The organism is Allobosea sp. Leaf344 (genome assembly GCF_001426225.1).
Taxonomy (GTDB): Bacteria; Pseudomonadota; Alphaproteobacteria; order Rhizobiales; family Beijerinckiaceae; genus Allobosea.
In genome coordinates this window covers 232,296-245,614 of the sequence record NZ_LMRT01000001.1, presented here as the reverse complement: position 1 = coordinate 245,614, position 13,319 = coordinate 232,296, and the positions used below count along the sequence as shown (strand labels likewise).

Annotated in this window: 8 protein-coding genes; 5 read left to right on the top strand and 3 right to left on the bottom strand. The window is 69.5% G+C overall.

All coding sequences use genetic code 11. From position 1 onward, the window contains the following. Nucleotide 1 precedes the first annotated feature (1 nt). A complete protein-coding gene (gene glp / locus ASG72_RS01130) occupies nucleotides 2–1,255 on the top strand; it encodes a gephyrin-like molybdotransferase Glp (RefSeq protein ID WP_056707786.1) in 1,254 nt (417 codons plus the stop codon). Between the two features lie 29 nt (nucleotides 1,256–1,284). Here glp and ASG72_RS01125 read toward each other — a convergent pair whose 3' ends face one another. From ASG72_RS01125 to ASG72_RS01115, 3 genes are all read right to left on the bottom strand, one after another. Further along, the gene (locus ASG72_RS01125) at nucleotides 1,285–2,058 is read right to left on the bottom strand and encodes a TIGR02186 family protein (protein WP_056707783.1); all 774 of its coding nucleotides are present in this window, start codon (nucleotides 2,056–2,058) and stop codon (nucleotides 1,285–1,287) included. Then, complete coding sequence (locus ASG72_RS01120; protein ID WP_056707780.1) at nucleotides 2,055–2,984, bottom strand: sulfite exporter TauE/SafE family protein; 930 nt, start codon at nucleotides 2,982–2,984, stop codon at nucleotides 2,055–2,057. Before ASG72_RS01120 ends, ASG72_RS01125 begins: the two co-directional genes overlap by 4 nt. 243 nt (nucleotides 2,985–3,227) lie before the next feature. After that, nucleotides 3,228–6,710: an SEL1-like repeat protein gene (locus ASG72_RS01115; RefSeq protein WP_056707777.1), complete on the bottom strand. Its 3,483-nt coding sequence runs from the start codon at nucleotides 6,708–6,710 to the stop codon at nucleotides 3,228–3,230. A 348-nt stretch (nucleotides 6,711–7,058) separates the two neighbouring features. Here ASG72_RS01115 and ASG72_RS01110 point away from each other — a divergent pair, with 348 nt between their 5' ends. The 4 genes from ASG72_RS01110 (at nucleotide 7,059) to ASG72_RS01095 (ending at nucleotide 13,249) form a co-directional block, all read left to right on the top strand. After that, nucleotides 7,059–7,502, top strand: coding sequence for a MerR family DNA-binding transcriptional regulator (locus ASG72_RS01110; RefSeq protein WP_244488654.1), 444 nt, complete (start codon nucleotides 7,059–7,061; stop codon nucleotides 7,500–7,502). Nucleotides 7,503–7,712: 210 nt separating this feature from the next. Further along, nucleotides 7,713–9,509: an acyl-CoA dehydrogenase C-terminal domain-containing protein gene (locus ASG72_RS01105; protein ID WP_056709846.1), complete on the top strand. Its 1,797-nt coding sequence runs from the start codon at nucleotides 7,713–7,715 to the stop codon at nucleotides 9,507–9,509. A gap of 187 nt (nucleotides 9,510–9,696) precedes the next feature. Further along, the gene (locus ASG72_RS01100) at nucleotides 9,697–10,905 is read left to right on the top strand and encodes an acetyl-CoA C-acetyltransferase (protein WP_056707768.1); all 1,209 of its coding nucleotides are present in this window, start codon (nucleotides 9,697–9,699) and stop codon (nucleotides 10,903–10,905) included. A 145-nt stretch (nucleotides 10,906–11,050) separates the two neighbouring features. Continuing rightward, nucleotides 11,051–13,249, top strand: a complete 2,199-nt coding sequence (locus tag ASG72_RS01095; RefSeq protein ID WP_056707766.1) for a 3-hydroxyacyl-CoA dehydrogenase NAD-binding domain-containing protein — start codon at nucleotides 11,051–11,053, stop codon at nucleotides 13,247–13,249. Nucleotides 13,250–13,319 lie beyond the last annotated feature (70 nt).

Sequence of the window (13,319 nt, the reverse complement as noted above, 5' to 3'; positions counted from 1 at the left end):
CATGGCACAGCTGAGTGCGGACGAGGCGGCCTTCGGGGCGCTGATGAGCGTGGAACAGGCGGCGGAACGCGCCTTCGCGCTGGTCGTGCCCGTGCCGGAGGTGCAGACCCTGCCGCTCGCGGACGCGGATGGGCGTGTCCTGGCGGGGGATGTCGTCGCGGCGCTCGACCTGCCACCCTTCGCCAATTCGGCCGTCGACGGCTATGCCGTGCGCTTCGGCGATCTCTCCGCCTCCGGCGAGACGAGGCTTCCGCTCGCCGGCCGCGTGCCCGCCGGTGCCGATGCGGCGGGGCTCGCCACCCGAGGCAACGCGATCCGCGTCTTCACCGGCGCGCCGATGCCGCAAGGCGCCGATACCGTGTTCATGCAGGAGGACGTCGTCCTCGAGGGCGAAACGGTGGTGCTGCCGAGCGGGCTCGCCCGGGGCGCCAATGCGAGGCCCGCGGGCGAGGATATCGCGCGGGGCGATCTCGCCGTGCCCAGCGGCCAGCGCCTGCGCCCGCAGGACATCGCCTTGCTGGCGGCGCTCGGCGAAACCGAGCTGGTGGTCCGGCGCCGGCCGCGCATCGCCATCTTCTCCACCGGCAATGAGCTGACCGAGCCCGGCCGGCCGCTCGGCCCGGCGGCGATCTACGATGCGAATCGCAGCCTGCTGCGCGCCATGGTGACGCGCGCCGGGGGGGCGGTGGTCGATCTCGGCATCCTGCGTGACGATCGCGCCAGCCTGGCGGAGAGCCTGAAGCAGGCGGCCGGCCATTGCGATCTCATCCTCACCTCCGGCGGCGTCTCCACCGGCGAGGAGGACCATGTCAAGGCGGCGGTGGAGCAGGCCGGCACGCTCGATTTCTGGCGCATCGGCATCAAGCCCGGCCGCCCGGTGGCGATGGGGCTGGTCGCGGGCAAGCCCTTCGTCGGCCTGCCCGGAAACCCCGTCGCGGTCTTCGTCACCTTCGCCTTCGTCGCGCGGCCGCTGATCGCGCGGCTCGGCGGCTGCGCCTACCGGCTGCCGCCCTCCCTGCCGGTGAGGCTCGGCTTCCGCTATCGCAAGAAGGCGGGCCGCCGCGAATATGTCCGGGTGTCGCTGGCGCCCGGCCCGGACGGGATCCCCGAGGCGAGCCGGCATCCGCAGGACGGCGCCGGCGTGCTGACCTCGCTGACCCGCACCGACGGGCTGGTGGAATTGCCGGACGCCGCGACCGAGATCGCCCAGGGCACGATGGCGGCCTTCTACCCCTATGAGGCGCTGCTCGCCTGAGGCGCGGGTCGCCGGCGGGCCCGCCGGGCTCAGTCGCGCCGGAAGATAACGCTGGCGAGCCAGCCGAAGAACAGCGCCAGCAGCGCCGTCGCCAGCCCGTAGAAGAACGGCCATTCATGGGCGCCCCAGGCCAGCCTTTGCTCGACGCCGGATTTCACCACCTCGAAATTGGTGGATTGCCGGGCGAGCGGCACGCCGCCGGCATAGAGCACGATGTCGATGTCGTAGGAGCCGGTCGGCGCCGTCGCCGGCACTGTGATCGGCGCGCTGAACAGGGTGTTGGAGAGGAAGGTGACGCCGCGCGGCTCCTCCCGGAACAGCCCCTTATCCTCCATGATCCGCAGCAGCCCCTCGCGGAAATGCGTGGTCGTCAGGTCGAAGTCGAGGCCGTAATCGGCCTTGCGCTCGGCATTGGCGAGGCCGATGCGCTCGCGCCGCGCCGCCTCCTCGCTGACGATCTCGCCGAGCGGCCGGTTGCTGGAGACCGACAGGAAGACCGGATGGTCGGGGAAACGGCGCTGCGTCCGGTTCAGCCAGATCGGCCCCATCTCCTCCTTCTCGCGCACGATCAGCATGCGCCGCGGCCCGCGCACCGTGATGACGATGTCGTAGGGATCGCCCCGCGCGGCGGTGCGGCCATCGCGCTCCACCAGCCCGAAGACGGTGAGCTGGTCGCCGGTATAATTCGAGGTGATCTGGATCTGGTGGCTCGACATCGCCGCGATCAGCGTCTCGGCGCGCGGCCCAGCGGCCGGCGCGGCCAGCCCGGCAGCCAGAGCGAGCAGGGCGAGCAGGCGCCTCATCGCGCGCTCTCCGGCATCACCACCGAGAAGGGTTCGCTCGGCGTCACCACCAGCTCGACGACGAAGCGCATGCCCACGGAGAGGATCAGCAGGGCCAGCATCAGCCGGAAGGATTCGACGTTCAGGTTGCGCGCGGCACGGGCGCCGAACTGCGCCCCCACGACCCCGCCGACCAGCAGCAGCACGGCGAGGATGAGGTCGACCGATTGGTTCGTCACCGCATGCAGGATGGTGGCGCCGGTCATGGTGACCAGGATCTGGAACAGCGAGGTGCCGATCACCACCGAGGGCGGCACGCGGAAGAAATAGATCAGCGCCGGCACCAGGATGAAGCCGCCGCCCACTCCCAGCACGGCGCCGATGAACCCGATGATCACCGCCAGCAGCGCGATCGGGATCACGCTGGAATAGAGCTTGGACTGGTGGAAGCGCATGCGCAGCGGCAGCCCCATCCACCAGGGATGGCTGCCGGCCAGGCGCTTGAGCCGCGCCGGCTTGCCGGCCCGCACCCGCATCATGGCCCGCAGCGCATCATACAGCATCAGCCCGCCGATGATCGTGAACAGCGTGACATAGGACAGGGTGATGACCAGTTCGAGCTGGCCCAGCCGCCGCATCAAATTGAAGAACAGCACCCCGAGCACCGTGCCCAGTATGCCACCGCCCACCAGGATGCCGCCGAGCTTGAAGTCGAGCGCGCGGCGGCGCCAATAGGTCAGCACCCCGGTGGTGGAGGAGCCGGCGACCTGCGCCGCCACGGTCGCCACGGCGACCGCCGGGGGAATGTCGAGGAAGATCAGGAGCGGGGTGAGTAGGAAGCCGCCGCCCACGCCGAACAGCCCGGAGATGAAACCGACCGCGCCGCTCAGCCCGAGCACGGTCAGGACACCGATCGGGAGCTCAGCGATCGGGAGATAGATCTGCACCCGTGACCCTCGGTTCCTCACTGTCCCGCCGCTGCAGGATCGTCCCATCCTGCACCATTCCGGTTAAGGCATGGTGCCGAGGGCGCGGCGCGGGACGGATTTCTGCTCCGGACGCTGTCGCGTCCGGCGAGCTGAGCGTCGCTGATGACGTGCCAACACGTCGAAACGATGACGTTGCGCGAAAGGCCGCGCGGAAACCCGCATGATTCGCCCCGCCTCGCCCGAGGCGGGGACCCTTGGTGATCAGCCCCGGACGGGCTTGGCGGGCTTGCGCTCGGCGCTCGGCGTCTCGGCGCTGTTCACCGCGGGAACGGCGACCTCGTTGGCCTCGGCATCGAGCAGCCTGGGCTTCCAGCCCTCGACCTTCGTCTTCGCGGCGGCGAGGTCGGCGGCGCTGAGCCGCTGGGCCACCTCGTCGCGCTTGCGCCCGGCATCCTCGTCGCCCTGATTGGCGGCGATGGCGAACCAGACATAGGATTGAGCGAGGTCGGCCGGCGTGCCGAGGCCGCGGCCGAGCAGGATCGCGAGGTTGTACTGGCTGTCGCGCACGCCCACCTCGGCGGCCTTCTTGAACCATTCCGTCGCCAGCGCGTAATCCGGCTTGCCGGACACGCCTTCGGCATGGAGCACGGCGAGATTGTGCATCGCCTTGGCGTTGCCGCGCTCGGCCGCGCGGGCATACCAGACGCGGGCGAGGCCCGGGTCGCGCGCCGTGCCGACGCCCTTCTCGAACATGTTGCCGACGCGGAACTGCGCCGGGGCCAGCCCCGCCACCGCCGCCCGCTCGAACAGGCGCAGCGCCAGCTTGGCGTCGCGGGAGGCGGCCGGCCCGTCGGCCGCCAGGGTGGCGAGCTGGTAGACGGCGCGCGCATCGCCGGCCTGTGCCAGCTTGCGAAGCCCGGCGCTGCCGAGATTGGCCGGCAGCTCGCCGATATTGGTGGCCTGCTTGACGCCATCCGCCTGCACGCCGGGCGCTGGCCCGTTGAGCGTGAAGCTGGGCGGAGTCACCGGGGCCGGTGCCGGCTCGGCTGGCGGCGGCGCGGAGGCTGCGATTTTGGCGGGTTCCGCCGGAGCGGGCGCCACGACGGCGGCCTGCTCCTCGGCGGCGGCCGCAGGCGCGGGCTCGGCCGCGGCCTGCATCGGTGCGGAGGCCGGCGCGGCCTGGCCGGCCTGCTCCGCGGCGGGGGTCTCGTCGGTCAGCACGCCCTTGACGACATGGGCCGTGCCCATCGCCAGAACGATCGCGGCCAGCCCCAGCAGGATCGGGCGGCGGCGCTTCTCGAGCGCGTCCTTGAAGCGGCTGCGGCCCTTGCCTTCGGGTTCGGGCGTCGCGGCCACGGGGGCGGCCGCCTCGCTCGCCGCCTTGGCCGAACGCCGGGCCGCCGCGATCAGGTTCTGCCGGATCGATTGCTGGTCGGTCCCGGGCCCGGCCGCGGCCAAATCGACGGCGCTGCCGGGGCGCGGCCTTCCGGAGCCGGGCTCGAGCGGCAGGTCGAGGGCGGTGGCCGCCGGCAGCTCCGGCTGGCGCGGCTCTTGCCGATCGGGCGCAATGCGGTCGGCCGCGGCGGCGGCCAGGCTCGGGGCCGCGGCGGCCTTGGCCATCGCCGCCTGGGTCGGGCGGGCGCGCGGCGGCATGGGAGGCGCCGCGGGAGCCTGCCGCTCCTGCGCCAGCTCCGCCTCGATGCTGGCCAACCGGGAGATGATGGTTTCGAGCGTCTGATGGACGGCACCGATCGCGTGCTGCGTCTCGCGCCCGGAGCTGAGATGGGTCTCGCGCAGGCCCGACAGCAATTCGCTGAGCTCGCTCGCGCGCCCCTCGGGACGCGCCCCGACGGCGGCGACGGCTTCCTGTGCCGCGCGCGAGGCGGCTTCCGTGGTCTCCTGGCGCAGCGATTTGAGATGGACCACGAGATCCTGCAGCGTCCGCTCGATCCCGGTCTCGGCGGAGCGGGTGGCGACGGCGGCGTCGAGCCGCGAGGCGAGCCCGGAAATCTGCTGCTCCAGCGAATCGAAGGCGTCGGCCTCGGCGCCGGGCCGTCCGGCCTCGTCGATCTTGGCCGCGAGCGAGCGCAGCATATCCTCGATCGGCCGGAGATTGACCTGCGGCGCCACCGGCGCGACGCCGTCATGGACCATCTGGGTGAGGTTGCTGGCGGCCGCCATCGAGTCGATCCGCCCGGCCAGCGCCTCGATCTGCCGCGTCACGGCCACCGGGCCCTGCTCCGCCAGCATCTCCAGCCGCTGCTGCATCCGGTCGATGCGGTTCTCGATCTCGACGGGCCTGCGGCTCGCCACATCCTCGAGCCGCACCAGAAGCGTCTCCAGCCGCGAGGCCAGCGCGTCGGAGGCGCCGGAGCCGGAGCGGTCGAGCTCGTCCAGCCGCTGGGCCAGGAGTTCGGCATGGGCGCTGAACGCGTCGCGGTTCATCCGCGGCAGCGCGTCGAGCTTGGCGGCGAGCGCCTCGACCTGGCCCGACAGCGACGCGAGCGCGCCGGAATCGACCGCGGGCCGGTTGCGATGGTCGGACAGGATGGCGTCGCGGACATCCTCGATCGCCACCGCCAGATTGCGGATCTCGCGCTGATCGGATTGCGCGTTCCGCAAACCGCCGATCTCGAAGGAGAGCGTCGCGATCTGCTGGGAGATCTCGTCGAGCCGGCCGTCATGCCCGGCGGAGGCGAGCAGCATCTCGCGCAATTCGCCGATCTGGCGGATGATCGGGGCCGTGACGGAGCGATCGGTGCCGCGGGCCGCCAAGGCGTCGACCTTGGCGGCGAGATTGGCGATCTCCATCTCGACGCGCTGATAATTCTCGCCGGCGCGGTCCTGCGACAGCCGCGACAGATCCGATTCGATCCGCGCCAGCGGCTTCAGAACCGGTTCGAGGCGGTCGCGCCGGTCCAGCCGGTCGAGCCGCGCTGCGAGGTCGGCCAGCATGGCGTCCATCGCGCCCGGCCGGGCTTCCGGCTGCTGAAGCGGACGGTCGGCGCGGGGAGGCGTCGCCGGCGCGGCCGCGGGCGCGATCCGGGCGCTGAGGTCGCGGAGATCCTGGCGCAGCGCGGCGATGCGGCTTTCCGGCATGGCGCGACGGGTGCCCGCCTCGCGCTCGGGATCGAGATCGCGCTGGCGCGTGCGGATGTCGCTGACGGCATCGGCGAGATGCTCGCGGCTGAAGGCGAGGCGGGGCCGTCCCGCCTCGGCCGCGAGGCGCGGCGCTTCCACGGCCTTGCGCTCGATCTCGACCAGCCGCTCGCCCATGCTCTTGATCGCATCCGCGATCACGCTGGTGGCGCGTTCCTGCCGCTCGGCCGCGGCGCGCTCGCTGGAGACGATGCGGGTCTCGGTCTTCTCGATCCAGCGCGCGATCGAATCGAGCGCCCCCGCCGTCTTGGCGCTGGATTCGCGGGTCAGCCGCTCGGCGGAGGCCGCCTGGTTGATCACGGTTTCGATGTCGCGGCGCGACAGGGCCGGCTCACGTCCGGCGGTCGCCGCCTGGGGGGAGGCTTCGGTGCGCCCCTGCGACAGCTTGGCGAGGCGTTCGGACAAAGCGGCGATGTCGAGCTGCTCGGGCTGCTCCTGGGTAGCACCGTCCTGCTCGGCCTCTTCGCGGATCTTGTGGTCGAGCCATTCGCCGAGCGTCATCCCGGCGCGGCGCGCAGCGGCCTTGGCGGCATCGCGGGTCCGGGGATCCACGCCCTTCACGCTCCAGGGCAAGCTCGTCGCCATGATTCATGCTCGCCTGGGGGCTGTTTCTCGCCTGAACGGCGCGGGCCCCCGAGGCCGCGCCCATTCGTCCGAATCGGATGAGGCGGCCAAGCCGAGGGGCCACCTGTCGAACCGTGACGGCAGCTTTTGGCGGTTAAGGTAAACAGCTGGTTAAAAACCGGGACAAATCTTAACTTTCTCCGAAGCCCCGCCCCGCGGCGGCGGCCGATCCCGGGACAGGTAACGGTAACTTACCTCGCGGAACCCCGGCCTTACCTAACGAAAGCCACTGTCGCCGCGTAGGGTTCGTGCATCCTAAGCCTTCGCCCGTCACCGACGAAGCACCCTCTCCATCCGAAGGACAACACGATGCCGCGCCAAAGCGCCATGGCGGTTTCCGCCACGACAACCGGTCGCTCCACCGCGTCCGAGAAGGACAATGCGGAGGCCGGTGGCTTCACCATCAGCGATCTCGCCCGGGATTTCGACGTCACGCTCAGGACGCTGCGCTTCTACGAGTCGCGTGGCCTGCTGTCGCCGACCCGCTCGGGCATGACCCGGATCTATTCCGGCCGGGATCGCAGCCGCCTCGCCTTGATCCTCAAGGGCAAGCAGCTCGGCTTCACGCTGGTGGAGATCCGCCAGATGCTCGCCAATGAGGAGAAGAAGGGCGCCGTGGAAGGCGCCGCGACCGTCGGCGGCCTGCATCTGAGCGCCGAGCAGATCAGCGAGCAGCTCGAGCTCCTCCGCTCGCAGCGCGCCGAGATCGATGCCGCCATCGCCGAACTCGAGGCGACCCAGGCCAAGGGCTGAGCCTCACCGGCCATGATCGACGGACCCGCCGCTCCGGCAGGTCGAACCCCGGGTCTCGCGGCCCGGGGTTTTTCGTATCGGGGCCGGGATCCGCGACGAAGCTGCGGGATGCCCTTCATCGGCCATGCCCCCTTCTCAAGCGGCGGTTAATAGTTTATATGTGAACTATATCGAGCGGGCCCACCGCTCCGCGATCCGAGGGAGGACATGATGCCGGTCTACAAGGCACCCGTCGAAGACACGCTGTTCCTGCTCGCCGACGTCTTCAACATCGAGCGCTACAACAACCTTCCCGGCTTCGCCGACGCGACGGCCGACGTGGTCGAGGCCGTTCTGGGCGAGGGGGCGAAGCTCTGCGAGGAGGTGCTGCAGCCGCTCAACCGCTCGGGCGATCTCGAAGGCTGCACCCGTAACGCCGACGGCACGGTGACCACGCCCAAGGGCTTCAAGGAGGCGCACAAGGCCTATGCCGAAGGCGGCTGGATCGGTCTGGCGATGGACCCGGAATATGGCGGGCAGGGGCTGCCCTATACGCTCGGCGCCGTGATGAACGAATTCGCCTCCTCGGCCAACATGGCCTTCGCCATGTATCCCGGCCTCACCATGGGCGCGCTGGCGGCGCTCTATGTCCATGGCTCGGAAGAGCAGAAGCGCACCTATCTCCCGAAGATGATCGAAGGCGCCTGGTCGGGGACGATGAACCTGACCGAGCCGCATTGCGGCACCGATCTCGGCCTGATCAAGACGAAGGCGGTGCCGCAGGCGGACGGCTCCTACGCGATCACCGGTACCAAGATCTTCATCTCCGCCGGCGAGCAGGACATCACCGAGAACATCATCCATCTCGTGCTCGCCCGCATCGAGGGTGCGCCGGCCGGCACCAAAGGCATTTCGCTCTTCGTCGTGCCCCGCAACATCATCCGCGAGGACGGCTCCGTCGGCGAGCGCAACGGCGTCTCCTGCGGCTCGATCGAGCACAAGATGGGCATCCACGGCAACGCGACCTGCGTCATGAACTATGATGGCGCGCGCGGCTGGCTGGTCGGGGCCGAGAACAAGGGCCTCAACGCGATGTTCGTGATGATGAACGAGGCGAGGCTCGGCGTCGCGATCCAGGGGCTGGCGCAGTCGGAGGTCGCCTACCAGAACGCCGTCGCCTATGCCCGGGACCGGCTGCAGGGCCGCGCGCTGACCGGCGCCAAAAGCCCTGACAAGGCGGCGGACCCGATCATCGTCCATCCCGACGTCCGCCGGAACCTGATGTCGATCAAGGCCTTCAACGAAGGCGCGCGCGCCTTCATGCTGTGGAACGCGCTGAAATCCGACATCGCGCACCGCTCCAGCGACCAGGCCGAACGCCAGGCGGCGGATGACCAGCTCGGGCTGATGACCCCGGTGCTCAAGGGCGTGCTGACCGATATCGGCTTCGACAACGCGGTCAAGGCGCAGCAGATGTTCGGCGGCCATGGCTATATCGCGGAATGGGGCATGGAGCAGTTCGTGCGCGATGCCCGCATCGCGATGATCTACGAGGGCGCCAACGGCATCCAGGCGATGGATCTGGTCGGCCGCAAGCTCGGCCGCGACGGTGGCCGCGCCATCATGGCCTTCTTCAACGAGGTCGGCGGTTTCCTGAAGGAGAATGGCGAGGACGAAGCGCTGAAGCCGCTGCTGGCGCCGCTCCAGGCCTCGCTCGGCCATCTCCAGCAGGCGACGATGTGGTTCATGAACAATGCGCTCGCCAAGCCCGACAATGCCGGTGCCGGCGCCAATGACTACATGCATCTGCTCGGCCTGGTCTCGCTCGGCTATATGTGGGCGCGCATGGCGAAGGTGGCGCAGGACAAGCTGAAGGCCGGCGCAAACGGCGCGACCGAGCGGATGAACACCAAGCTGGTGACGGCGCGCTTCTTCATGGAGCGGGCCCTGCCGGAGACGGCCGCGCATCTCGCCCGGATCACCGCGGGCGCCGACAGCACCATGGCGCTCGCCGCCGAACAGTTCTGAAGACGGCTCCGGCCCTCGACCCGAGCGGCCGCGTATAGCGGCCGCGCGAGGATCATTCGGTTTGCGCCAGGCGCTTTCCGGAGCATCCTGCGAGACGCGGTCCCGGCGGGATCGCGGCTCGGGGCGAGGGCCGAGAGACAAGCCTGATCAATGAGCCGCCTCGCTGCGGCCAGCCCGGGAGGCCCTGATGGCAGACGCATTCATCTACGACCATGTCCGCACACCGCGCGGCAAGGGCAAGGCCGACGGCTCGTTGCACGAGGTCACCGCGATCGAGCTCGGCACCCAGACGCTGCGCGCCCTGCGCGACCGCAACGGGCTCGACACCAGCCTGGTCGAGGACGTCGTCTTCGGCTGCGTCGATCCGGTCGGCGAGGCGGGCGCCGACATCGCCCGCGCCGTGGCGCTGAAGGCGGGCTACGGCAAGGAGGTGCCGGGCGTGCAGATCAACCGCTTCTGTGCCTCGGGGCTGGATGCGGTCAACCTCGCCGCCGCGCAGATCATGTCCGGCCAGAAGGAGATGGCGATCGGCGGCGGCGTCGAGAGCATGAGCCGTGTCGGCATGGGCGCCTCCGGCTTCGGCATGGCGGTGGACCCCTCCGTCGCCATCGACACCTATTTCATGCCGCAGGGGATTTCGGCCGATCTGATCGCCACGAAATACGGGTTCTCGCGTGACGATGTCGACGCCTATGCCGTGCGCTCGCACAAGCGCGCCGCCGCCGCCTGGCAGGCGGGGCATTTCAAGAACTCGGTCATCCCCGTCACCGACATCAACGGGCTGATCCTGCTCGACCGGGACGAGACCATCCGGCCCAATACCGACATGCAGGCGCTCGCTGCGCTGAAGGCCTCCTTCGTCCAGATGGGCGAGATGGGCGGCTTCGATGCGGTGGCGACCGCGGCCCATCCGGATGTCGAATTCGTCAATCACGTGCATCACGCCGGCAATTCCTCCGGCATCGTCGACGGCGCCGCCGCCGTGCTCGTCGGCTCGAAGAAGGGCGGCAAGGCGGCGGGGCTGAAGCCGCGCGCCCGCATCCGCGCCTTCGCCACCATCGGCTCCGATCTCGCGCTGATGCTGACCGGTCCGGTCGACGTGACCGAGCGCGTGCTGAGCAAGGCGGGGATGACCACCCGCGACATCGACCTGTTCGAGCTGAACGAGGCGTTTTCCTCGGTGGTGCTGCGCTATCAGCAGGCCTTCGACATCGACGACGCCGTTCTGAACGTGAATGGCGGCGCCATCGCCATGGGCCATCCGCTCGGCGCGACCGGCGCGATGATCCTCGGCACCGTGCTCGACGAGCTGGAACGCACCGACAAGACGACCGCTCTGGTGACGCTCTGCGTCGCCGCCGGCATGGGCGTCGCGACCATCATCGAGCGCGTCTAGCGCCGTCCGATTTGCCGGCCCTCGTCGCGGGGCACCGCGCGGCGGCCCAGAGGAAGGTCCGGGAGGCTCCGCCGATCGGGCCGGCGGCCCGCCCCTCGGGCGAGGGATTTTTCGATTTCGTCACGGCCTCCAAGGAGAGTGTCCCATGAACCTCACCAATTTCCGCTTCGAGACCGATTCGGACGGCATCGCCACCGCGAGCTGGGACATGCCCGGCCGCTCGATGAACGTCATCACGCCCGAACTGATGGCCGAGCTCGACGCGATCGTCGACAAGGTGGCCTCGGACGAGGCGATCAAGGGCTGCGTCGTCACCTCCGGCAAGGAGAGCTTCTCCGGCGGCGCCGACCTCACCATGCTGCAGGGGCTGCGCGACCTCTATGTCGGGCTCGCCAAGGAGCAGGGCGAGCAGGCCGCGATGCAGCGCTTTTTCGACGAGAGCCGCAAGCTATCGCTGCTCTACCGCAAGCTCGAGACCTGCGGCAAACCCTTCGCCGCCGCGATCCACGGCGTCTGCCTCGGCGGCGCCTTCGAGCTCGCCCTGGCCTGCCAGTACCGCGTCTGCTCCGATGACGGCACCACCAGGGTCGGCCTGCCCGAGATCAAGGTCGGCCTGTTCCCGGGCGCCGGCGGCACCCAGCGCGTCTCGCGGCTGATGCAGACCGGCGACGCGCTGCAGATGATGTTCAAGGGCGAGCAGATCAAAGCCCTGCCGGCGCGCAATTCCGGCCTCGTCCATGCGGTTGTCCCGCGCGACCAGCTCGTCGCCAATGCCAAGGAGTGGCTGAAGGCCAATCCCCAGGCGAAGGCGCCCTGGGACGACCCGAAGTTCAAGCTGCCCTCCAACAAGGTCTATTCCCCGGCCGGCATGCAGATCTGGCCGCCGGCCAACGCGATCTATCGGCGCGAGACCAACGATAATTACCCCGCCGCCCGCGCCATCCTCTCGGCGGTCTATGAGGGGCTGCAACTGCCGATCGACCTCGCTTTGAAGGTCGAGAGCCGCTATTTCGCGAAAATCCTGCGGACGAAGGAAGCGGCCTCGATGATCCGCTCGCTCTTCGTCTCGATGCAGGAGCTGAACAAGGGCGCGCGCCGCCCGGCCGATATCCCGCCGGGCAAGCTGAAGAAGATCGGCGTCGTCGGTGCCGGCTTCATGGGCGCCGGCATCGCCTATGTCAGCGCCAATGCCGGCCTCGAGGTGGTGCTGATCGACCGCGACCAGGAGGCCGCCGACAAGGGCAAGGCCTATTCGCACAAGCTGGTCTCCGACCAGATCATGAAGGGCCGGGCCAAGACGGCCGACCGCGACGCGCTGCTCGGGCGCATCCAGGCCACGGCCGATTATGCCGAGCTCAAGGGCTGCGATCTGGTCATCGAGGCGGTGTTCGAGGATCCCAAAGTCAAGGCCGAGGTCATCGCCAAGGTCGAGGCCGCGGTCGGGCCGCGCACCATCTTCGGCTCCAACACCTCGACCCTGCCGATCACCGGCCTGGCGGCCGGCAGCCAGCGGCCGAAGAACTTCATCGGCATCCATTTCTTCTCCCCGGTGGAGAAGATGCTGCTGGTCGAGATCATCATGGCGAAGAAGACCGGCGACAAGGCGCTGGCGCTGGCCCTGGATTTCGTCCGCGCCATCCGCAAGACGCCGATCGTCGTCAACGACACCCGCGGCTTCTACGCCAATCGCTGCGTCGGCAATTACATCCGCGAGGGCCATCTGATGCTGATGGAAGGCGTGCCGCCGGCGATGATCGAGCAGGCCGGCAGACAGGCCGGCATGCCGGTCGGCCCGCTCTCCCTGAACGACGAGGTCGCGGTCGATCTCGCCTTCAAGGTGCTGAAGGCGACCAAGGCGCAGCTGGGCGAGGGCGCCGTCGACCCGGCGCAGGAGACGCTGCTCTCGGCGATGGTCGAGACCCATGGCAGGCTCGGCCGCAAGAACCGCAAGGGCTTCTACGATTATCCCGAAGCCGGGCCCAAGCGCCTCTGGCCCGGGCTCGCCGATCTCGTCGGCAAGAGCCAGGAGCCGGAGCGCGTCGACATGCAGGAGCTGAAGCACCGGCTGCTGGTGACGCAGGCGCTCGAAGCCGCCCGCACCTATGAGGAAGGCGTGGTCACCGACCCGCGCGAGGCCGATGTCGGCTCGATCATCGGCTTCGGCTTCGCGCCCTATTCCGGCGGCACCCTGAGCTATATCGACAATATGGGCGCGGCCGCCTTCGTGAAGCTGTGCGAATCGCTGGCCAAGAAGCATGGCGAGCGCTTCAAGCCGAACCGGCAGCTCAAGCGCATGGCCAAGACCGGCGAGAGCTATTACGGGACCGCCGGCAAGGCGGCCTGAACGGGCTCCGGGCCGCGCGGATGCAGATGCACCATGCGGCCCGTCAGCGCTGTCTGAGAGGCGCGGCGCG